The organism is Paenibacillus sp. LHD-117, from assembly GCF_030929555.1.
GTDB lineage: Bacteria > Bacillota > Bacilli > Paenibacillales > Paenibacillaceae > Pristimantibacillus.
Map to the genome: position 1 here is coordinate 14464 of NZ_JAVFVT010000013.1, position 22712 is coordinate 37175.

Consider the following 22712-nt stretch of genomic DNA (forward strand, 5'->3'; position numbering starts at 1 on the left):
GTTACTCTCCCAAGTTTGCAACCAAATCTTTAATGATGTGCTCGGATCCGAGCAATCCGCGGGACAGCGCCCAATTGCGGCGCTCGACCGAAAATACCTTGCCGTTAGCGACGGCTTCGATTTTATTCCACAGCGGGTTTTTCTCCCACTCGTTAATAATGGTTACTTCCTCTGTAGGCAGCAGGAAGATCGTTTGCGGATTCGTCTCTACCAGTTGTTCCAGGCTTAGCTGCGGGTAAGACTCTTCGTTCTTCACTGGATCGTTGTAGCCGAGCGAAGTCAAGAACGAACCGACGTAGGAATGGTCGGAATGCGCGAAGAAGCCCTTCGGATTGACGACCGCAGGAAGAATCGAGAGGTTGGCGTTTTTAATCTTTGCCTTTGCCTCATCGATCGTCTGCTTATGCTCTTCCAGTCGCTTCTGGCCTTCCGCTACTTTGCCGACTGCTTTCGCGATGACCGCATAGTTGCTCAGCATGGTATCGTAGTTTGCGAGATGGTCGTTCAATACGAGCGTCGGCGCAACGCCGTTCAATTGCTCGTATACATTTTTGTGATGGTTCAAATCGGCGATGATCAGGTCCGGCTGCAGCGAGCTGATCAGCTCGATGTTCGGCTCGTATCGCGAGCCGACCGATGTATAATTGCCAAGCTTTTCTTTCACTTCGTCCATCAGAAGCCCCGCGTCGCCGTCATCGGCAACACCGATCGGCTGAACGCCCAGTGTTGTGAGCGCATCGGCATAGCTGAATTCCATCACGACGATGCGCTGAGGCACATGGTCGAGCTCGATTTTGCCAAGCTCGTGTTCGATAACGATGTTTTCGGACGGAGCGGCGGACGGCGAAGCGGAAGGCTCTCCGTTCGCAGCCGGCGCATTGCTATTGGAATTGCCGCAGGCCGCTAGAGCGAGGGCCAATATTCCGATCAGAGCAGGGGTAACGATTTTTTTCAAATGCAGACGAAGCATAGTGGTTTTTCCTCCCGTAATTCAATGATTATGATAATTATTATCAATAGAACTCATTGTAAGGGATGGAATGTCGTTCTGCCATATCTTATTTTAAGAAAGGGCATGTCTTATTTTTAGATTTTCGGTGAATGCTCTTTTTGGTAGGCTGAAGGTGAAATACCGGTTTCCAGCTTGAACATCCGGCTGAAGTAGAAATAGTCGGAGAAGCCTGCCTTGCCGGCAACCTCCTTGGCGGAGAGGGAGGTTTGCTCGAATAGCTGCTTGGCTTTGCCGATGCGAAGGCTTCGCAAATAGACCGTCATCGTGTGACCCGTTATTTTCTTGAACATGACGGTGTAGTGGCCTTCGCTCACTCCGGCCCGTTTGGCCAGCATGGGAAGGGTAAGCGGCAGCATGTAGTGCTCGTTGAGATACGAGACGGTTTCTTCGACGGAACGGGCAGTCGATGGGGAGGAAGGCTTCAAGACCGACTCCCGCAAGTAAATATATAATATGCGCTCCAGCATCAGCCGCCTGCGAAACAGGAAAGCCGCCTCCTCGTTCGATTCGGATTCCGCGAGCGGTTCCTTATCCCTGTTATCCCTCATATCCTGCTGACGCAGAAGCTCGTCGACCATATAATGAATTTTTACTTCGCTGAACGTGCTGAGTGATCCGCTCAAGTCCCATGCGGAGTTTGTCGGCTCTATGCGGTATTGAAGCACCACATATTCCGCTTCCTTCGTACGCGGGATATCGATCCGGAACGGTTCCCGCTCAGGATGGCAGGCATAGCCCTGCGAGCATACGGCAGGCGAACCGTCGGCAGCGGTAATCGTGACATGACTCCGCCTTACGATGACGATGGCATAGCTTTCGGGTGGGATCGTAAGAAGCTGCGAGGATCGGTATAGCCGAATATGCTCGAGGCATGGGATGACGGAATTTAGCTGAAGGAAATCCATTTGAGCGCGCAGTCCTTTCACGATAATTCTCTGTCCTTGGCAAGTAAATAAAGACGGGCACGGATAAGTTATTCGACAAAGGTATCAATCTATCCTGCCCATCCGTGAGTACGAAAAAAGCCCCCGCATCAGGTCATTTCGACCCTATGCGGGGACTTTTGCTTGCAGATGTTATTTGCCGAACGCTGGCACGACCGCGCCTTTGTACGTGTCGTTGATGAACGTTTCAACTTCTGCCGATTGCAGAGCTTCAATCAGCTTCTGAACCGCCGCGTCTTCCTTATTATCCGGGCGAGTCACCAGAATGTTGACGTAAGGGGAGTCCGCGTTCTCGATGAACAGGGCGTCTTCCGTCGGATTAAGATCCGCTTCAAGCGCATAGTTCGTGTTGATCGCCGCGATGTCGACTTCGTCAAGAACGCGCGGCAGGGTGGCCGCTTCGAGCTCGACAATTTCGAATTTGCGCGGATTTTCTTTGATGTCCCCGACCGTCACGTCAACGCCGGCGCTCGGATCCAGCTCGATCAAGCCGTGCTGCGCAAGCAGAAGAAGCGCGCGTCCGCCGTTCGAAGGGTCGTTCGGGATGGCGATTTTGGCGCCGTCCTTCAGCTCTTCGATGGCTTTAATTTTATTCGAATACACGCCGAATGGCTCTACATGAACGCCTGCTGCTTTGACCAGGTCATAACCTTTGTCCGCGTTGAATTGATCGAGGTACGGCACGTGCTGGAAGAAGTTTGCGTCCAGCTGTTTCTCGTACAATTGTACGTTCGGCTGAATATAGTCGGTGAATTCCACGACTTCCAGATTGATGCCTTGCTCCTTCAGCTTCGGAGCGACGAATTTCAGCAGCTCCGCATGCGGAACCGGCGAAGCGCCGACCTTCAGCGTTACTTCTTCGGTAGCGGGAGACGGGGATGCCTCTGCCGGCGCGTTGCCGCTACTGGCGTTGTTGCCCGAATTGTCCACTTTGCCGGCGTTGCCGCCGCAAGCCGTCAATGCAACGACAAGCGCGAGCAGCACGATCGCGAATAACGATTTGTTTTTCATATGAATTCCTCCTAAGTCCACTCTCTATATTTGTGTATCTTCACTCTACTTCCGGCTGAAATAACGCACGAACGCGTCCCCGGCCATCTGCAGAATTTGTACCAATACAATCAAAAGGACGACCGTTACGATCATCACTTCCACCTCGAAGCGCTGGTAACCGTAGCGCAGCGCCAGGTCGCCGAGTCCCCCGCCTCCGATGACGCCCGACATGGCGGTATAGGAAACGAGCGTGACCGCCGTAATCGTAATCGCGGCGATGAGTCCCGTCCGAGATTCGCGAAGCAATACGTGGAAGACGATCATGACGCGGGATGCGCCCATGGCCGTCGCCGCTTCGATGACGCCGCGGTCCACCTCGCGCAGCGCGGATTCCACCAGACGCGCGAAGAACGGCACCGCCGCCACGACGAGAGGCGGGATCGAACCTTCGACGCCAATGGATGTTCCGACCAGCCATTTGGTGACGGGCATGATCATTATCATCAGGATGATGAATGGAACAGAACGCAAGATGTTCACGACAAGCGAAAGAATCGAATAAATCAAGCGAGCGAAAAACTTGCCCCCCAGCATTTGCTTATCTGAGGTCACGAAGAGCAAGACGCCTAGCAGCAAACCAAGTACAAATGTAAACAACAGGGAGTAGCCGAGCATATACAACGTTTCATTCGAAGCTTTGCCGACGATCTTCCAGTCGATTTCATCGAAAAAGGCGGCGATGGTTTCCCAAAGCGTTCCAGGCTGCTTCTCGGCGGTGTTCAAAAGCGTCATCATAGCTCGCTCACCGCCAATCCGCGTTGTCCAAGCTCCGCGACGATCCGCCTCACTTCTTCGTCGGTGCCCCGAAGCTCAACGATCAGCTGACCGTATGGCACGTCCTTCATGCGGGACACCGTTCCTTGCAGAATGGCGAACGTGGCATTGGTGCCGCGAACCGTTTCGTACAGCACCGGCTCGTACGTCTGATCGCCGCGAAAGTCGATTCGCACGACTCTGCCGGCGCCCGAGAACGAGTTCAACGCTTCGCTGCCGAGCGTATCGGACACCTCGCTCACGAATTCCCTTGTGATCGGATGCACCGGATTCAGGAATACGTCCAGCACGGTGCCGCTCTCCACGATTTGCCCGTATTCCATGACGGCAACCCGGTCGCAAATCGCCCGAATGACGCCCATCTCGTGCGTAATGAGGAGAATCGTAATGCCCATCTTGCGATTAATGTCCCGAAGCAAGGACAAGATGCTGTCCGTCGTCTGAGGATCCAGCGCCGAGGTCGCCTCGTCGCACAGCAGAACGTCGGGATCGTTAGCAAGCGCCCGCGCGATGCCTACGCGCTGCTTCTGGCCGCCTGACAGCTGGCGCGGATATTGATGCTGCTGGGCCGTCAAGCCGACCAGTTCGATGAGCGCGTCCACCTTTTGCCGAACGGCCTTGGCCGGCAGCTTCGATATTTTGAGCGGAAAAGCGATATTTTCCCTCACGGTCGCGGTCGAAAGCAGGTTAAAGTGCTGAAAGATCATGCCGATCTTTTGACGCTTCTCCTGCAACGCCTTCTCGCCGAGCTTCGTCAACTTGTCTCCGCCGACGATGACCGTTCCGCTCGTCGGTCTCTCGAGTAGATTGATGCTTCGGAGCAGCGTGCTCTTGCCCGCTCCCGAACGGCCGATGACGCCGAAGATTTCGCCTTTCTCCACTTTCAACTGAATGTTGTGCAGGGCGATAAAGGGAGCTGCATTTTTCGTTACGTATTCTTTCTTTATGTCTATCAGCTCAATCAGCAGAAACACTCCCTTGCAAGTAAGTTCGTATAATTCATACTAAACTTATTGGATTAGTATATTATAGATGTATTTGAATGACAATAGAATTTTCATTTCTATTTTTTGAATCCACAAGAGGGATTATGTGGGCACGCCAAAAAAATGCGCGCTCCGTCCAAAGCATCTGACTATTATATCTTCAATGGGAAACAAATCAAGAAACATTTTTTGGAAGTCGTGCAAGCTGTCAGCGAAAACTTAACGAAAACCGGAGGGGAGCGTCTTCATCGGAGCTTCCAACCTGCCCGCTCCTTCGGAAGTGTGGTACAATAGCGGAACAAATGTTCTAACAGAGGGATCGGGCGTTAACGGAATAGATGAGCGGGGAGCGGCGACGAATGGACGAAACGAAGCGGCGGACGGCAGGGCAGAAGGAGTCCGCGCGGTACGAAGCGGAACAGCGAGAAGCTGCGAATCAGACGGCTGAGCAATGGGAGCCCGAACAGCCCTACACGGTAGCTCTGCCGGTTAGGCAGCTGGTGGAATACGTGTTTCTGAGCGGCAGCATCGATACGCGGCTGCAATCTATGGACGCGCTGCAAGAGGGGACGAAGGCGCATCAGCGGGTGCAGGAGACGTACGGCGAGCAGGATCGGAAGGAAGTGTACCTGAGCGCAGAGATCGCGAGCGACGGACTGCGCTTCGTCGTCGACGGGCGATGCGACGGGCTGCTCGCGACCGAGCCGGTGCCGACGATCGACGAAATCAAGTCGACGCGCGCGGATCTCGGCAGCTTGGAGGACAAGCCCGTCCATTGGGCGCAGGCTTTGTTTTATGCCTACATGTATGCGGGCCAGGAGGGCCTTCCGGCCATGGGCATCCAATTGACCTACGTGCACAAGGATACGGGAGAAACGCGGCGGTTCTACCGCGAGGCGAGCTTCGCCGAGCTGGAAGAGCAGATCATGCATATCGTCCGCCAATACGCTCCCTATGCCAAGCAGCGCCAGCGGCACGAGCAGAAGCGGGATGCGAGCATCGCGGCGCTCGCGTTCCCCTTCGACAATTACCGGGCGGGCCAGCGGAAGCTGGCCGGCGCCGTGTACAAGACGATCGAGGAGGGCGTCTCCCTCTATGCGAAAGCGCCGACCGGCATCGGGAAGACGATCTCGACGACCTATCCTGCAATCAAGGCGATGGGAAGTGGGCTGCTGAAGCGGCTTTATTATTTGACCGCGCGGACGACGACGCGAGCGGCCGCGGAGGATGCGCTGAAGCATATGCAGAACCGGGGGCTGCACGTCCATTCCGTCACGATTACGGCGAAGGAAAAGATCTGCTTCCAGGACGAGGTTCGCTGCGACAAGGACCACTGCCCGTACGCCGATGGCTACTATGACCGGATTAACGGGGCAATTCTCGACATGCTGGAGAACGAGACGATTATGTCGCGCTCAACGATCGAGCATTATGCCCGGAAACACACCGTCTGCCCGTTCGAAATGTCGTTGGACGCGGCCTACGCATCCGACGCGGTCATTTGTGATTACAACTACGTATTCGACCCGCGCATTTCATTCAAGCGGCAGTACGCGGAGGGCAAGAAGGCGACGGCGCTGCTCGTCGACGAAGCGCATAACCTCGTCGACCGGGCGCGGGACATGTTCTCGGCGGAGCTGACGAGATGGCCGTTCCAGACGCTGCAGCGCGAGCAGAAGAACGGGAACCGGGGCGTCTATGAGGCATCGAAGGCGATTAACGACTATTTCGTCGCGCTGCGCAAGACGATCGAGGACAACAAGGATCGGCCCATTGTCGCAGACACGCTGCCGGACGAGCTTGTTAAGCTCGCGGAGCGGTTCGCCCAGGCGGCGGAGAAGCTGCTGGACGGATACGGCGGAGCAGGCGGGTTCGGCGGCAATGCCGCTTCCGCTTCCGGCGATGGCGCGAGCGTCCCCGCTTCGTCAGAAGGAGGCGGCGACAATACGCTTCTCGACGCGTATTTCGCCGTACAGCAATTCCTGCGCACGGCGAAGCTGTACGACGAGCGGTTCGCGACCTTTGCCGAGATTACGCGGCTCGACATGCGGGTGAAGCTGTTCTGCATGGACCCGTCCGAGCTGCTGAAGGAATCGGGCAAGGGGTACCGGTCGCATGTGTATTTCTCCGCGACGCTGACGCCGGTGCGCTATTACATGGACATGCTGGGCGCTTCCGATAAGGACTACACGCTGGCGCTGCCCTCGCCTTTCGCGAGCGAGAGGCTTCGGGTCGGCATCCATCCGATTTCGACGAGATACCAGGACCGCAACGCCTCCTATCAGCCCATCGCGCAATTAATCGCGGACACGGTCGGCAAACGAAAGGGCAATTATTTTGTTTTTTTTCCGTCGTATGCCTACATGAAGGACGTATACGACGCATATATAAAGCAAGAGGGCGCAAGCATGGACATCGAGATCAAGCTGCAGCGCACGGACATGAGCGAAGAGGAGCGCGATGCGTTTCTTGCGGACTTTAAGCCGGGGAATAACCGGACGCTTGTCGGATTCGCCGTGCTTGGCGGCGTCTTCTCCGAAGGGGTCGACCTGCCGGGAGACCGGTTGATCGGAGTCATCGTCGTCGGCGTAGGGTTGCCGCAGCTCGGACTGGAGCGCAATTTGCTCAGAGACTTCTTCCAGCGCGAGGGGAAAAACGGCTACGATTATGCGTACGTCATCCCCGGCATGAACAAGGTGCTGCAAGCGGGCGGCCGCCTCATCCGGACGGAGACGGACAGCGGAATCATTACCCTCGTGGACGATCGTTACCGGCAGCCGGGCTACCGCAGATTGCTGCCGGAGGAGTGGCTTGCGAGCCTGGAGGTAAAAAACGGTTAAAGCGAACATTACCGTTGACAGCCATTTGTACCCGGTGGTAAAGTGACAAAGTAGATTGGAAAAAAACGAGAGGAGGATTACGTATCTATGGATAACAATGGCCGCATGATTGCATTCCTTAACGGGCATCAACACAACCACAGAAACGTAATCCATTCGCGCTCGCTTTGATACATAGGGTGTACCCCTTGATCGAAGGCGCATGGTTACGTAGCCGTAACCATGCGCCTTCGCTGCGTCATTCGGAGATTTGCGGTTCCGCCCGGGCGGACCGCTCTCCCATGCGCGAGGAAGCATGTCGCTTACGGCGGCATGCTTTTTTATTTCCTTAATAGAGTCCAACTGCTGATGCTAGTGAGAATGGCACGCATTGGATTCGAATGGAAGGTGTGGAACGAAGAATGTTCAGCGTATTGACGAAATTAGGCTGGTTTTTCAAACTCAGCTGGCAACGTTACGCGGTAGCCATTACGCTGCTCGTGTTAACCGGCATTATCGACATTATCCCGCCGTGGCTGCTCGGCTACCTGGTGGACGGCATCAATCAGAGCACGCTCGGAACGGCGGAGTTTAACCGAATCATGTACTTGTGGATCGCACTGACGGTGGTCGGCTATCTGATCACGTACGTGTGGCATTACAAATTGTTCGGCGGAGCCTTCGTGCTGGAACGGTTATTGCGATCGAGCCTGATGGGGCACTTTCTGAAAATGACGCCAAAGTTCTACGAGCGCAACCGGACGGGCGACTTGATGGCCAGAGCGACGAACGATCTCGGCGCTGTGTCGACGACGGCGGGCTTCGGCATTCTAACGCTCGTCGACTCCACGTTATTCATGATCACGATCCTCATCGTGATGGCCGTGGGCATCAGCTTCAAGCTGACGCTGGCGGCGCTTCTGCCGCTGCCGCTCATGGCGATCGCGATGTCCTACTACGGCAAGAAAATCCATGAACGCTTCATGGACGCGCAGGACTCGTTCGGCGAGCTGAACGACAGCGTGCTGGAATCGGTGTCCGGCGTTCGCGTCATCCGCGCCTTCGTGCAGGAGGAAGCGAGCCAGGGGCGGTTCGAGGCCAAGACGAACGAAGTGCTGGGCAAAAATATCGCCGTCGCCCGCATCGACGCGCTCTTCGAGCCGACGATGAAAATGCTCGTCGGAACGAGCTATCTAATCGGCCTATGCTACGGCGGCTACTTGGTTTTCCATAACGAAATTACGCTCGGCGAGCTGGTTTCATTTAATATTTTCCTCGGGATGCTGATCTGGCCGATGTTCGCCATCGGCGAGCTGATCAACATCATGCAGCGCGGCAACGCCTCGCTCGACCGGGTGAACGAGACGCTCGGCTACAAGCCGGACGTGAAAGACGCGGAGGCGCCTGCAGCGGTGAACGAACCGACGACGATCGAATTCGACCGCGTCACGTTCAAGTATCCGTCATCCGAAACGGATAACCTGAAGGACGTGACGCTGAAGCTTCGCCAAGGTCAGACGCTCGGCATCGTCGGGCGTACGGGCAGCGGCAAGACGACGCTGCTGAAGCAGCTGCTTCGCGAGTATCCGATCGGCAAGGGCGCCATCCGGTTATCCGGCAAGCCGCTGGAGGGACTCGCGATCGACAAGGTGCTCGGCTGGATCGGGTATGTGCCGCAGCAGCCGATCCTCTTCTCGAAGACGATTCGCCAGAACATCTTCTTCGGCCGCTCCGGCGCGACGGAAGGGGATCTCCAGCGCGCGCTGGAACGCGCGTCGTTCGCGAAGGATATCGCCTTCCTGCCTGACGGACTCGACACGATGGTCGGCGAGAAGGGCGTGGCGCTCTCCGGCGGCCAGAAGCAGCGGGTTAGCATCGCGCGGGCTTTGATCGCCGATCCGGAAATCTTGATGCTCGACGACGCATTGTCGGCGGTCGACGCGAAGACGGAAGCCGAGATCATCGACGGCATCCGAACGGAACGCGCGGGCAAGACGACGCTGATTACGACGCACCGGCTCTCGGCGGTGCAGCATGCGGACTGGATTATCGTCATGGACGAAGGCCGGATCGTGGAAGAAGGCACGCACGAGACGCTGCTTGCGCGCGGCGGCTGGTACCGGGAGCAATACGACAGACAGCAGCTGGAAGCGACGATCGAGAACTAAACATTATTTCAGAGAGATAGGAGGCGTGAAGAACAATGGGCACACCTACGGGCAAACGGTTGTTTCAATACGCCATGCTTTATAAAAAACCGATTCTGCTGGCCATGCTTCTCCTCGTGCTGGCGGTATGCGCGGAGCTTACGGGCCCGCTGATCGCCAAGCGGATGATCGACCAGAACATCCTCGGCATCGAGAAGCCTTGGCACGAAGTGCAGGGCGAGCAAGCTTACGCGGTGCAATACAAAGACAAGTGGTACAAACGGGAGGACCGGCTCGCGGAAGACGGCGGGGCAGCCGCTGCGGGCAAGGAGGTCCGCGTGCTTCAGGTCGGACGGAGCTATTACTTCCTGGATGGCGAGCTAGCGCTTGACGGGAAGAAAACGGTGACCGGCGGCGAAATGACCGTTACGAATCCGGATACGGGCGAATCCGCCGCATATCCCGTTGCGAAGCTAACGACGAAGGAGCTGTACGCCTTCTACAAGCCGGAGGTGCCGGGACTGCTTCGCCTCGCGGCGATGTACTTCGGCCTGCTGATCCTGGTCGCACTGTTCGCCTACGGCCAGCGCTTGCTTCTCCAGACTTCAGCGAACCGCATTGTGCGGAAGATGCGTAACGACGTGTTCGCGCAGACGCAGCGGCTGCCGGTGCAATACTACGACAATTTGGCCGCCGGCCAAGTCGTCTCCCGCGTAACGAACGACACGGAAGCGATCCGTGAGCTGTACGTGGGCGTGCTGGCGAACTTTTTTACGGGGACGATCTACATGGTGGCGATCTTCGGGGCGCTGTTCCTGCTGGATACCCGCTTGGCGCTGATCACACTGCCGCTGGTTCCGATTCTGATCGTGTGGATTATCGTCTACCGCAAGTTCGCGGCCAAATACAACCGCATCATCCGGACGAAGCTGAGCGAGATCAACGCGATGATCAACGAGTCGATCCAAGGGATGACGATTATCCAAGCGTTCCGCCGCCAGAAGGAAACGACGAAGGAATTCGACGAGCTGAACGATTATTATTTTAAATATCAAAATAAGCTGCTCAGCCTCAACTCCATCACCTCCCACAACTTGGTCAACGTCGTGCGGAACGTGCTGTTCCTGATCGTGATCTGGATGTTCTGGGGCGGCACGCTGGGCGCGATCGTTACGGTCGGCGTACTGTACGCGTACGTCGATTACATGAACCGGATGTTCGCGCCGATCGTCGGCATCGTCAACCAGCTGTCCAACTTGGAGACGGCGCGCGTCTCCGCGGAGCGCGTGTTCAAGCTGATGGACGAGGAAGGCATAGACGTCGAATCGGGCAAGCTGGAGCGGTACAAGGGCAACGTCGAGTTCGATAACGTCACGTTCGCCTACAAGAAGGACGACTACGTGCTGAAGGGGATCTCCTTCCACGCCCGCCAAGGCGAGACGGTCGCGCTTGTCGGCCATACCGGTTCGGGCAAAAGCTCGATCTTAAACCTGCTGTTCCGCTTCTACGACATTCAGGACGGCGCGGGACGTATTATCGTCGACGGCAAGGACGTTCGGGACATTCCGAAGCAGCTGCTGCGCCAGCATATGGGCATCGTGCTGCAGGATCCGTTCCTGTTCACGGGTACGATCGCGTCGAATGTGAGCCTCGACAATCCGGAGATTAGCCGCGAACGCGTGGAGCAAGCGCTTCGGGACGTGGGCGCGTACGAGATGTTCAGCCAGCTGCCTGGAGGCATCGACGCGCCGGTCATCGAGAAAGGCGCCACGCTCTCCGCCGGACAACGCCAGCTGATCTCCTTCGCTCGGGCGCTCGCGTACGATCCGGCGATTCTGATCCTGGACGAAGCGACGGCCAGCATCGACACGGAGACGGAAGCGATCATCCAAGCGGCGCTGGACGTGCTGAAGAAAGGTCGCACGACGTTCGTCATCGCGCACCGGCTGTCGACGATCCGCCAAGCGGATCAGATTCTGGTGCTCGACCGCGGCGTGATCGTCGAGCGCGGCAACCACGACGCGCTTATGGAGCATCGTGGCAAGTACTACGCGATGTACCAGCTGCAGCAAGGCAGCACGGTGCAGCCGGCTTAGGATGAGCGGCGGAGCGCGGTGCTCCGCGGCTCGGAGAAAGCACGGCAATCGGTTTGCTAGGAGAGATGCCGCATCGCATGCTTATGCAGGACAGAAAGACGGATGCGCTCCGACATTGGAAATTCGGAGAGGGCAGCAAACGGGCGGTTCGCTTAGAGGGAGCGGTCTGCTTGTCGACTGTCGCCTATGCATGACCGGTCGCTGTTGCTGTTGCGCAGCGTGCGCATGTTGCCTGCCGGCAGCTCTAATCCGCACAATCCAATATTGGCGCAAAGACGCCATCATTTCCGTGTTTCACACGGGAGTGATGGCGTCTTTTTACGTTGTTGCATAGGGAATGATTTGGAGGCAGTATGTCTGCGAGACCGAATAGTGGCCTTGATTGGTGTGTTTTGAGGACAGTATGTCGGCGAGACCGACAAAGTGGCCTTGAATGGTGTGTTTTGAGGGCAGTTTGTCGGCGAGACCGACAAAGTGGCCTTGATCAGCGTGTTTTGAGGGCAGTATGTCGGCGAGACCGACAAAGTGGCCATGATTGGCATACGTTTGCCCGCTGTAGGTCCGTGAAACGAACCTACAGCGCGGAAAGCGCGCCCGCTGCTAGCTGCAGGTCCGCGAAACGTACCTACAGCGCGGAAAGCACGCCCGCTGCTAGCTGCAGGTCCGCGAAACGTACCTACAGCGCGGAAAGCGCCCCCGTCGTCGGCTGCAGGTCCGCGAAACGAACCTACAGCACGGAAAGCGCGCCCGTCGTCGGCCGCAGGTTCGCGAAACGTACCTACAGCGCGGAAAGCGCGCCCGCTGCTAGCTGCAGGTCCGCGAAACGAACCTACAGCGCGGAAAGCGCCCCCGTCGCCGGCTGCAGGTCCGCGAAACGTACCAGCAGCGCGCCAAACGGCACTGTCGCGCCATCGCGGAGCGCATATCCGGCAACGCCCCGCTCTCTATACCCGCAGCAGCGCCTCCAGTTGATCCGGCGGCAGCGGGCGGCTAAACAGGTAGCCTTGCAGCTCGTCGCAGCGCAGGTCTTTGCAGAACTGCGACTCATCCGCCGTCTCCACGCCTTCCGCGACAACCTTCATGTTCATGCTGTGGACCAGCTCGATGATTGCTTTCACGATGGACGACTTTTTCTCGTCGTTCGTGATGCCCTGGATGAAGGAGCGGTCAAGCTTCACGTCGGAAATCGGCAGCCGCTGAAGCTGATTCAGCGAGGAATAACCGGTGCCGAAGTCGTCGATGGAAATTTGGATGCCTAGTCCGCGCAAATACAGAATCGTCTCGATAACCTGCTCCATATTCCGCATGAACACGCCTTCCGTGATCTCAAGGCTCACGTACTGAGGTTCCAATCCGGTATCCGCGAGCCCGCGCATGATCATTTCCTTCAGATTGCCCTGGTAGAAGTGGCGAGCCGAAATGTTAACGGACACCGCGATCTTCTTCAGCCCCGCGTCCTGCCAAGCTTTGTTCTGGCGGCAGGCTTCCCTGAATACCCAATTATCGATTTCCAAAATAAAGCCGGATTCCTCCGCCAGCGGAATGAACTTGTCCGGCGGGATCATGCCGAGCTCGGGATGCGTCCAGCGAATGAGCGCTTCGATGCCGCAAAGTTCTCCGCTCGTCGCGCTCATCTTCGGCTGGTAGTGCAGGGAGAACTGATTCTCCCGCAGCGCTTTGATCAAACCGTTGTCGAGCTGCATCTTCTCCTGAATGAGCGGCGCGAGGCTCGGCTTAAAGAACCGGTAGCAGCCGTTGCCCTCTTCTTTGGCGTTGTACATCGCGATATCGGCGTTGCGGATAACCGTGTCCATGTCGGTGCCGTCCTTCGGATAAGTGCTGATGCCGACGCTGATGGTTACGAAAAGCGGCATGCCGTCGATGACGAACGGCTCCGTGAAGCTGCCCACAATCGCTTTGGCGCCCCGCACCAGCTCCTCTTCCTCCCGATAAGCGTAGATAAACACGAACTCGTCGCCGCCGAGGCGGAAGACGTCGCATTTTTTGCCCGGATAGTTGATGAATCGATCCGCGGTTTGCTTCAGCAGCTCATCGCCTGCCGAATGGCCGAGCGAGTCGTTGATTTGTTTGAAGCGGTTGATGTCGGCGAAGAAAACCCCGATCTTCTGTTTGCTGCCGGTAGTTGCGCTTAAATCAATCAGCTCTTGAAAATGGCGCGTAAACTGCAAGCGGTTCGGCAATCCCGTCAGCATGTCGTAATACGCGAGCTGGTGCAGGCGCTCCTCCGATTGCTGCAGCAGCTGGGCTTGCGCCTGCAGCCGCTCGTTGCTCTTCTGCGACTCGTTGAACAAGTGGCTGAGGTTGCTTGCCATATGCTTGAAGTTCGCGATCAGCGAGTGGATCTCGAGTATGCTGCTTCGCGGCCAGTCCGGCTCGTTGCGCTGCTTCAGCTTGAGAGGGAGATTGGTCGTCGACACCGCCAGCCGCTGCAGGCTTCGTACGACGGATCGCTGGATATACAGCGAGAAGGCGGCGGCCACGATGCTGGATACCGCCAAGAACAGCAGATGGACGTCGTATTTGTTGTACAGGTAATTTTGATAGTTGCTAAGCGGGACTTTGACCAGAAATCGGCCGGAGCCGTCCAGCAGGCGTTCCTCGTACAGGAAATGTTCGTTCTGCCAGGTCGTCGCGAGCAGATTGCGGAAATGCTCCTTCGGCCTGGAGAGCTTCAGGTTGCCGGTAATTTGAACGTACGCATGATCGGCCTCCGGCCTTAGCACCATATACCAGAGCGAATGGCGGTTCGACGCGATCACCCGGCTGTCGTTGCCGACGAGACTGATCGTGAAGGACGCGGGGGCGTAGCGGTCCACGGCGGCTTGCAGCTGTTCCGTCCTCTGCGCGCTCCACGGCGTCCGGGCGTTCGAGTTTTCCCATTCTTGCGAAATGGCATGAATCGCTTGTCTCGCTTGCTCCTGCGCGTACAGACTGACCTCCTTAAAGGAGTTCATGCTGTTCACCAGAATGTTCAGCATAAACGAAACCATGACGATGCCGAGCGCCAGATGCACAAGGATTTGGCTGAAGGTGCTCGGCAGATGTTGGCCGCTCCTCCTCAATCGCTTGGGCGAGTACTGATGGATAATCTCCGCGAACAAAGCGTTGAACAGACCGTTAATGGCCAGGATGCAGACGAATAAACGGATGTTCACCAGGCCGTCGGCATATTCATTCGAATAGAACGCATACGTTAACGGGATGCCGACGAGCAGCCAATAGACTGTATCCAGGGCGAAAACACGGCCCGGATAACGCCGGAGCATAAGCCCGACGATCGCAACCTCCAACACGCCGATGAGATGGATGAGCGGCTGGCCGAGCAGCTGTGTCCCGATCGTATACGCTACGGCGGCGATCAGAATGCCTCGCCAGAAGCCGAACAGGCGGAGGGCAAGCAGCGTCACCAGACTCGTAAACGAGAACGTAATGCCATATATAAATTGGAATTTGCTCGATTCGCTAAGTACGGCGAGCAGCGTCAACAGGCCGAACAATAAGACGATTAGCCATTGACTGCGCTGCAATAAATGGGGGTTAGTCACCTGCGGCCTCCGATGCTGGTTGGATAACTTGAGTAATCCGCTAATTTCCCCTAATATTCGACAATTTCTTCTAGAATCCTGCTTGGCTTCCGGCAAAAGCGAAAGTTGCGGCAGTCTCGTTATTTTGATATAGTTCTACTATCGAATAGTTTCACAATAGAATTAATCGGGGAGGGACGCTTACGTGGCATTGGAAAGCTGTATTCTAAAAGATTTAATACGCCGCTACGAAGGCGCCAACTTCGTCGTTGAACGCAGGCTGCATGCCCAAATGAAGGACATGATGCCGGAAGAACTCACCGTCGACCAGTTCAAGATGCTGCGTTACTTGAATTATTCCGGGCGATGCACGCCTTCGGAATTGTCCGACATTTTTTGCGTGGGAAAAAGTTCCATTACGGCCATTGTTACGCGACTGTCCGATAAGGGGCTAATCAGCCGTATGCCGGAAGAAAGCGATCGGCGGATCATCAATTTGGTTTTGACGGAAGAAGGGAAGCGCTTGTGCGATCTCATGGAGGAGCAGGTGGAGGCGATGCTGGCCGGCTATATGAATCTGTTCGACGAGCAAGAGGCGCTTACGTTCATCGCGACGTTCGAGAAGCTGGCGCGCGTCATGTCGGAGACGTAAACGGGAAGATTGACGATGGCAGCATAACAGAGAGCAAGAGAGAAGCAAGAGGAGAGGGAGTGGAGCAGTGAGAATCATATTGAAGCTGAAGTGGCTCGTGCTGGCGCTGTGGGTGCTGGCCGCAGCCGGGTTGATGGCGGGCGCGCCGAATATGGAGGAGCTCGTCCGGACGAAAGGCCAAATAACGGTGCCGGACGGCTATTCCTCGACAATGGCCGACGAGCTCGCGAAGGATATCGGGGCCGCCTCGAACGGTGCCGGCGAAGGATCGAAGGAGGGTTCAAGCTCGGAAGCTGTCTCGGGAGATGAGGGCGGAGGCATGTCCACCGTGCTCGTATTCCATAAGGAAGGCGGGCTGGGCGAGGAGGGTCTCGCGGAAGCGAAGGCCACGATCGAGAAGCTGGGCGGCGAGGAAGGTAAGTCGCTCGGCGTGCTCGACGTTACGTCCCACTTCGATATTCCGGAGCTGAAGGAGCAGATGATGTCCGAGGACGGCAGCACCGTTCTGGCTCTGCTGCATGTCAGCGCGGGCGAGCGCGAGCTGGCGGCCGTGCGCGACGAGCTGTACGCCGCGATCGATGACGTATCGGTGGACCATTACTATACGGGCAACTGGATCATTAACGAAGACGTGGTGCAAAGCTCGCAAGAAGGGCTGAAGAAGACGGAATTCATTACGGTCGGCTTTATTCTGGTGATCCTGTTCGTCGTCTTCCGCTCGGCGGCGGCGCCGCTCGTGCCGCTGCTGGCGGTCGGCTTCAGCTATTTGGTGTCGCAGTCGATCGTCGCGTACCTGGTCGAATACGTCAACTTCCCCTTGTCGAACTTCACGCAAATCTTCATGGTGGCCGTGTTGTTCGGCATCGGCACGGACTACTGCATTTTGCTAATCAGCAGGTATAAGGAAGAGCTCTCCCATCGCGGGGATCGGACCGAGGCCATTATTCACACATACAGGACCGCCGGCAGAACGGTTTTGTTCTCCGGTCTTGCCGTACTTGTCGGTTTCGCGTCGATCGGCTTCTCGACGTTCGTCCTGTACCGTTCGGCCGTGGCGGTAGCGGTCGGGGTCGTCATTCTGCTGCTCGCTCTGTTCACGCTCGTGCCGTTTTTCCTGGCAGTGCTCGGGAACGCGTTGTTCTGGCCGGCGAAGGGGACGCTCGAGCATAAGCAGAGCCGCTTGTGGGGAACGGTCGGCAGCTTCTCGCTGCGGCGTCCGGTGTGGGCGCTCGTCATCTTGCTGGTCCTGATCGTGCCGTTCCTAACGGCGTACAAGGGATCGATCTCCTTTAACTCGCTCGACGAGATCGGAGAGAAATACGATTCGGTCAAAGGGTTTAACGTCATCGCGGACGGCTTCAGCCCCGGCGAGACGCTGCCGACCAATGTCGTGATCAAGTCCGATCAACCGCTCGACACTCCGGAAGGCCTCGCCGCGCTCGAACAAGTGAGCCGTGAGCTGTCCAAGGTGGAGGGCGTGCAGGCGGTACGCAGCGTGACGCGCCCGACGGGCCAGGTGCTGGAGGACTTCCTCGTGTCGGATCAAGTGCTGACGCTGGATGACGGTCTTGGCAAAAGCGGAGACGGCCTAAGCGAGATTAGCAGCGGTCTGGCGGAGGCGAGCAGCGCGCTGGGCGACAACGCGCCGAAGCTTGCCGAAGCGGCGGACGGCGCGGGCCAGCTCGCGGCGGGGACGGAAGAGCTCCGCTCCGGCGTGAATCAGCTTGCGGCGGGTCTACGCGCCATCGAGAAAGGGCTGAAAGACGGCACAGCCGGAGCCGCGGAGCTGACGGCCGGCCTCGAGCAGGCGAATGCAAGCGCCGAAGAGCTTGCCGCGGCGAATGCTAAGCTGCTCGAGAGCTACCAGACGATCGGCGGCGGCTTGTCCGGCCTGAATGCCGGCTACGAATCGGTTGCCGCGGAAGGGGCGAAGCTCGCGGAAGGGTTATCCGGCGTGTCGAGCGGCCTTAGCGGCCTGGAAGAGAAGTATCCAGAGCTGAAAGACGACGAGCAATTCCAAGAGACGCTGCTGGCCGTTGCCAGTTTGCAGCAAGGTGCGGCGCAGCTTAGCGCCGGACTGAAGGAGCTGAACGGCCAGCTGGCAGGCGTCACTGACGGCATGGCGCAAGCGAACGCGGGCTACAAGCAGGCCGCGGCAGGACAATCAGCGCTGGCTGCAGGCCTTGGCGAGCTTGCCAAGGGGATCGCGGAGCTGCAGGGCGGCATCGCCCAAGCGGCAGCCGGCCAAGGCGCGATCATCGGCCAGCTGCCGGGCGTCACGCAGGGCCTCGGCGAGCTTGCCGCGGGCCAGCAGGAGCTGCAGGCCGGCTTTGTCTCGCTGAACGATCAGCTCGGCGAGCTGACGAGCGGGCTGGATCAGAGCGTTGACGGATTGACGCAAGTGACGGATGGCCTTGCTTCCGCTGGCGGCTATTTGCAAAATCTGGCCGACGCGCCGGACAAAGAGCTGACGGGCTGGCATATCCCGCAGGAAGCGATTGACGACGAGCAGTTCCAATCGTCGCTTGACGTCTACATGTCACCGGATCGGGGCGCTGCGAAGTTCGATGTTATTTTCGACAGCAATCCGTATTCGGAAGACACGATGGCCGAGATTGCCTCGCTGGAAGCGGCCGTCGACCGGGCGCTCCGCGGCACGGCTTACGAAGGCGCGCAGTCGGCAATCGGCGGCGTGACGAGCATGAACCACGATCTCGACACGATCTCGAACGAGGATTACACGCGGACGGTCATACTGATGCTGATCGGCATTACGCTGATCCTGATCGTACTGTTCCGCTCGATCATCATCCCGGCTTACGTCGTAATTTCGCTGCTCGTGACGTTCTACACGTCGCTTGCGATCACGGAAGTCATCTTCGTTCGCATGCTCGGACTGACAGGCATCAGCTGGGCCGTTCCGTTCTTCGGCTTCGTCTTGCTGGTCGCGCTCGGCGTCGACTACAGCATCTTCTTGATGGACCGCTTCCGCGAGTATCGCCATCTTGAGCCGAAACAGGCCATTCTGGAAGCGATGAAAAACATGGGCTCGGTCATCATGTCGGCTGCCGTCATACTGGGCGGTACGTTCGCGGCGATGCTGCCGTCGGGCGTCATGTCGCTGCTCCAGATCGCGACGATGGTCCTGTGCGGATTGTTCCTGTACGCGCTTGTCATGCTGCCGCTCTTCATCCCGGTCATGGTGAGAGTGTTCGGGGAAGCGAACTGGTGGCCGTTCATGCGCGGCGATCAGGCAAGGGAAGCAGGCCGGCGGGAGCAAGAAGTGTTTGTGCACAATCACAGAGAATAGTCGGATACGGATCAAGTAGAGAAGCCGCGCCCTGGGGGCGCGGCTTCTTACCACAATAGAATTAATAAGTTTTCGAGCCATCGAAAACCGAAATTCGATTTGGCGATAAAACCTACCTTGTGCTTACGAAGATGCTTTGCTTTGCAAAGCTGAAGGTCGCTCATCATCGAAAGGCCTCGATAGAGGTTTTCTCAATTTAGTGGGTAAAGAATAAATGAGATCATACAAGTTCTCGCTATGACGGCGGGGCAATCGGCAGCGTAATCGAGAAAGAAGTCCCTTGCTCCGTGCTGCGATTGAATGACAAATCGCCTTGCTGCGCCTGCGCGAGCAGCTTGCTGAACGCAAGACCGAGGCCGAGCCCGCGAATCGCGTGCTTCTTATTCTCCCCGCGGAAGAACCGCTCGAAGACGAGGTGCTGTTCGGACTCGGGGATGCCGGTGCCGTTATCGCAAACGGTTATTTCGGCCATGCCGGATTTGCCAGTTAACGTAATTTCAATATGAAGCGGATGATCCGGATGTTTGGCCTGCATGCTGTTGTTAAGCAGATTGACCACGATTTGCTGAATGCGCAGCGAGTCGCCTTGGATGAAAATCGTCTGTTCGGGCAGCGAAAGAACGGGCTCCGAGATACGGTCGCCTTGAAGCAGCTTCCATTGATAGACGATTTCGTCAAGCAGCGCGTTAGCGTTCAGACGGTGACGATCGAGGCGGACCACGCCGGCTGCGAGCGAATTGTAATCGAGCAGGTCGGCCACCATGCGCTCCAGCCTCCATGATTCTTGCAAGGCGATGTCCAGAAACTCGTCCGCTTCTTCCTGCTGGACTACCTTTTCCTTAACGGCGAAGATCAATCCCTTGACCGATGTGACGGGCGTCTTCAGCTCATGCGTCAAGCCGGCCAGCATGAAGCTTCTGGAATGCTCCAGCTGTTTGAGCCTTGCGGCCATCTCTTTGAAGGAATGAAGGAGCTCGCCGAGCTCGCGTTCTTTGGTCTGCTCGTCAAGCCGGACATCGTAACGCCCCTGGCTAATAGCGCGGGCTGCAGACGCCACCTTGCGAATGGGGCGGGACAGTTTTCTGGATAACAAATAAATGGTCAGCCAGCCAAGCAGGGCCAAGCAAACGAACGACAGTCCGAAAGCCCATTGAACGTCGTGCAGCTGGGTAAGAGGGCGAATAGGCTGTAGGATGGTGACCTGGCCGATTTTTTCGTCAAGGTACGTAATGGGCGCGATAATCGCTTTAATGCCAGGCTCCCGCGCCTGGTCGAGGTCGGCGTTCAGCTTGTTCGGCAGATCCTCCTGCGTCAGCGGGTCGGAGGCGTACAGCAGCTTGCCGTCCATGTCCGTCACGATGAGGCAAATGCCTGGCCCGAGACGGAAATATTGCGAACGCTTCTGCAGCAGCCGGGTCAGATCCGGGGGGACGACGACCGTACCATCCGTGCCGCTTAGCCGGTCGGCGATGTCTTGCGCAAGCAGCTCGACGGTCTGCAGGCGGCTATCCATCGTTTGCTGCTTGGTCCACCAGACCGCGGCGGCGGCCAGCACCAGCAGACCGATACATAGGATGATGAAATACCGTGCCGTCCAATAGGATAAAATCGAGGTTTGTTTCACTAGTTTTCGATCCAAAATTGATACCCCGTTCCCCTTAAAGTCCGTATATCCCCTTCTTCCGCAGGCCAGTGGGACAACGCTTGCCGGATGCGCTTGATGGACAAGTCCACCGCACGGTCGCTTCCTTCATAGTCGGCGCCCCAAACATGCTCGAGCAGCTGCTCCCGGGTGAAGGTCTGATTGGGATGCTCCGCAAGGAATAACAGAAGGGCCAGATCGCGGGGCATCATCGTGACCCGGGCGCCGTTCAGCGAAACGTGCTGCGCGGAAAAGTCGATGCTGAGCCGCCCGAAGCGGCGCTGCCTTAATCCGTCAGTCCATTGCGAAGGACGCCGCAGCACGGCTTGCACGCGGTCCACGACCTCCTCCGGAACGAACGGCTTCGGCATATAATCGTCGGCGCCTTTGTTCAGCCCGTTCAGCCGGTCTTCGACTTCGCTTCGCGCCGTCAGCATAATGATCGGGCAGCTGCTTGTTTCCCTGATCCGGCTAAGCACTTCCCAGCCGTCGATGTGCGGCAGCATGACGTCAAGCACGACGAGCGCCGGCGAGTCCTTGGCGAATAAGTCGAGCGCCTGCCGTCCGTCGGCGGCGATACTTACATGGAATTGGGCCTTTCGCAGATAGGCGGACAAGACGCGTGCAATCGCGGGCTCGTCTTCTGCGACCAGGATGGTCTTCACGCGGCAACCTCTCCCTTAAGCTTATATTGCTCCCATTGTAGCAACCAAACTTTTCCCCCGCAATGGAAGGGCGTCAACTGAATGACGTCTCCGGAAGGAATTTCAATATTTGCCGCCGCCGACATCTGCTCGACATATTGGACAGGTATACTGGGGCTAGCGGACGGCCGCCGCCGTATATAGAGGAGGGAAATCATGAAGAAAAAACATATCGTGTTTCTAGCAGTATCCGCAGCGGTTGTCCTTGGTGCAGGCGCTTACGCGGCGATGGATCGTTATCTCGGCAACAACGTGGAGGTCGAGTCGGTCATGGGTTCGCAGGAAGCTCCGGCGCCTTCGAACGGGACGGAATCGGTTGCCGGAGCCGGGAACGGTACGGCAAACGCGTCCGTACCGGCAGACGAATTGAACGGCATGTGGGCTATCGCGAGCGGTTCCAAAGTGTATTGGTCGGTCACGACCTCGAAGGAAACGGTTAACTTCGTCAACGAAGCGGTTACCGGATCGTGGAGCGTGGATCTGAGCGATCCGGCCGTCATGACCGGAGAAGGGACGCTCGACATGAACGCGCTCGATTCCGGCAACGGCCAGCGCGACGGGCACATGAAGGAACGGGCGGATCTGCTGCAGGTATCCGAATTCCCGCAGGCAACGTTCAGAACGAAGTCGTTCTCGGAAATGCCCGCGGAATGGACCGAAGGAACGGCAGTGCCACTGACGATCGAGGGCACGCTGACGGTCAAGGGGGTCGAGAAGGACGTCGCGTTCGATTCAACCGCCATGTTCAGGGACGGACAGCTGCTTCTCTCCGGGACGTCCAAAGTGAAATTTTCCGACTTCGGCATGACAAGCCCTCACACCATCGTCCTCGAGGCCGAAAACGATCTTTCCGTTCAGCTCGAGCTGGTGCTGCAGAAGGCTTGATCCAAATAACGTCCACGGCCGCTCCGGCTTTGCGGAGCGGCCGTTTGGCGTCGCTCGGGACCGCTTGCGGGAGATTTTAGACAAGGATGCCGCCCGAGTAGTAAGATGAGGAGAGACGCGCGGAGGATGGGTACTGCATATCC

General features: G+C 57.4%; 14 protein-coding genes. 6 read left to right on the forward strand and 8 right to left on the reverse strand.

From position 1 onward, the window contains the following. Position 1 precedes the first annotated feature (1 nt). The 5 genes from RB620_RS11850 to RB620_RS11870 all read right to left on the reverse strand — a co-directional run bounded on the left by RB620_RS11850 (position 2) and on the right by RB620_RS11870 (position 4748). Positions 2–970 carry an ABC transporter substrate-binding protein gene (locus tag RB620_RS11850; RefSeq protein ID WP_308094555.1) on the reverse strand — a complete coding sequence of 323 codons (969 nt, stop codon included), beginning with the start codon at positions 968–970 and terminating at the stop codon, positions 2–4. Positions 971–1086: 116 nt separating this feature from the next. After that, the gene (locus RB620_RS11855; protein ID WP_308094557.1) at positions 1087–1938 is read right to left on the reverse strand and encodes a helix-turn-helix domain-containing protein; all 852 of its coding nucleotides are present in this window, start codon (positions 1936–1938) and stop codon (positions 1087–1089) included. Positions 1939–2088: 150 nt separating this feature from the next. Further along, positions 2089–2967, reverse strand: a complete 879-nt coding sequence (locus RB620_RS11860) for a MetQ/NlpA family ABC transporter substrate-binding protein (RefSeq protein ID WP_308094559.1) — start codon at positions 2965–2967, stop codon at positions 2089–2091. Between the two features lie 45 nt (positions 2968–3012). Continuing rightward, positions 3013–3624, reverse strand: coding sequence for a methionine ABC transporter permease (locus RB620_RS11865; protein WP_374121399.1), 612 nt, complete (start codon positions 3622–3624; stop codon positions 3013–3015). A 116-nt stretch (positions 3625–3740) separates the two neighbouring features. Continuing rightward, positions 3741–4748, reverse strand: coding sequence for a methionine ABC transporter ATP-binding protein (locus RB620_RS11870; RefSeq protein ID WP_308094764.1), 1008 nt, complete (start codon positions 4746–4748; stop codon positions 3741–3743). A gap of 380 nt (positions 4749–5128) precedes the next feature. On the opposite strand from RB620_RS11870, the gene RB620_RS11875 reads away from it, so the two are divergent. The 3 genes from RB620_RS11875 (at position 5129) to RB620_RS11885 (ending at position 11831) form a co-directional block, all read left to right on the forward strand. Then, positions 5129–7609 (forward strand): ATP-dependent DNA helicase, encoded by a 2481-nt coding sequence (locus RB620_RS11875; RefSeq protein ID WP_308094561.1) that lies wholly within the window; start codon positions 5129–5131, stop codon positions 7607–7609. A 401-nt stretch (positions 7610–8010) separates the two neighbouring features. Then, positions 8011–9756 carry an ABC transporter ATP-binding protein gene (locus tag RB620_RS11880; RefSeq protein ID WP_308094563.1) on the forward strand — a complete coding sequence of 582 codons (1746 nt, stop codon included), beginning with the start codon at positions 8011–8013 and terminating at the stop codon, positions 9754–9756. Positions 9757–9791: 35 nt separating this feature from the next. Beyond that, positions 9792–11831 (forward strand): ABC transporter ATP-binding protein, encoded by a 2040-nt coding sequence (locus RB620_RS11885; protein ID WP_308094565.1) that lies wholly within the window; start codon positions 9792–9794, stop codon positions 11829–11831. Between the two features lie 944 nt (positions 11832–12775). Here the strand turns inward: RB620_RS11885 and RB620_RS11890 are convergent. Then, entirely contained in the window at positions 12776–15397 is a 2622-nt protein-coding gene (locus RB620_RS11890; protein ID WP_308094567.1) for a putative bifunctional diguanylate cyclase/phosphodiesterase, read from the reverse strand. Between the two features lie 184 nt (positions 15398–15581). Here RB620_RS11890 and RB620_RS11895 point away from each other — a divergent pair, with 184 nt between their 5' ends. After that, on the forward strand, positions 15582–16028 hold the full coding sequence (locus tag RB620_RS11895) for a MarR family winged helix-turn-helix transcriptional regulator (protein ID WP_308094569.1): 447 nt from the start codon (positions 15582–15584) through the stop codon (positions 16026–16028). 67 nt (positions 16029–16095) lie between these two features. Beyond that, positions 16096–19338, forward strand: a complete 3243-nt coding sequence (locus RB620_RS11900; RefSeq protein ID WP_308094571.1) for an MMPL family transporter — start codon at positions 16096–16098, stop codon at positions 19336–19338. 235 nt (positions 19339–19573) lie between these two features. On the opposite strand, the gene RB620_RS11905 is transcribed toward RB620_RS11900, so the two are convergent. Next, positions 19574–20977, reverse strand: a complete 1404-nt coding sequence (locus RB620_RS11905) for a HAMP domain-containing sensor histidine kinase (protein ID WP_308094573.1) — start codon at positions 20975–20977, stop codon at positions 19574–19576. Further along, on the reverse strand, positions 20962–21645 hold the full coding sequence (locus tag RB620_RS11910; RefSeq protein ID WP_308094575.1) for a response regulator transcription factor: 684 nt from the start codon (positions 21643–21645) through the stop codon (positions 20962–20964). Before RB620_RS11910 ends, RB620_RS11905 begins: the two co-directional genes overlap by 16 nt. 195 nt (positions 21646–21840) lie before the next feature. Here RB620_RS11910 and RB620_RS11915 point away from each other — a divergent pair, with 195 nt between their 5' ends. After that, positions 21841–22569 (forward strand): YceI family protein, encoded by a 729-nt coding sequence (locus RB620_RS11915; protein ID WP_308094577.1) that lies wholly within the window; start codon positions 21841–21843, stop codon positions 22567–22569. Positions 22570–22712: the final 143 nt, after the last annotated feature.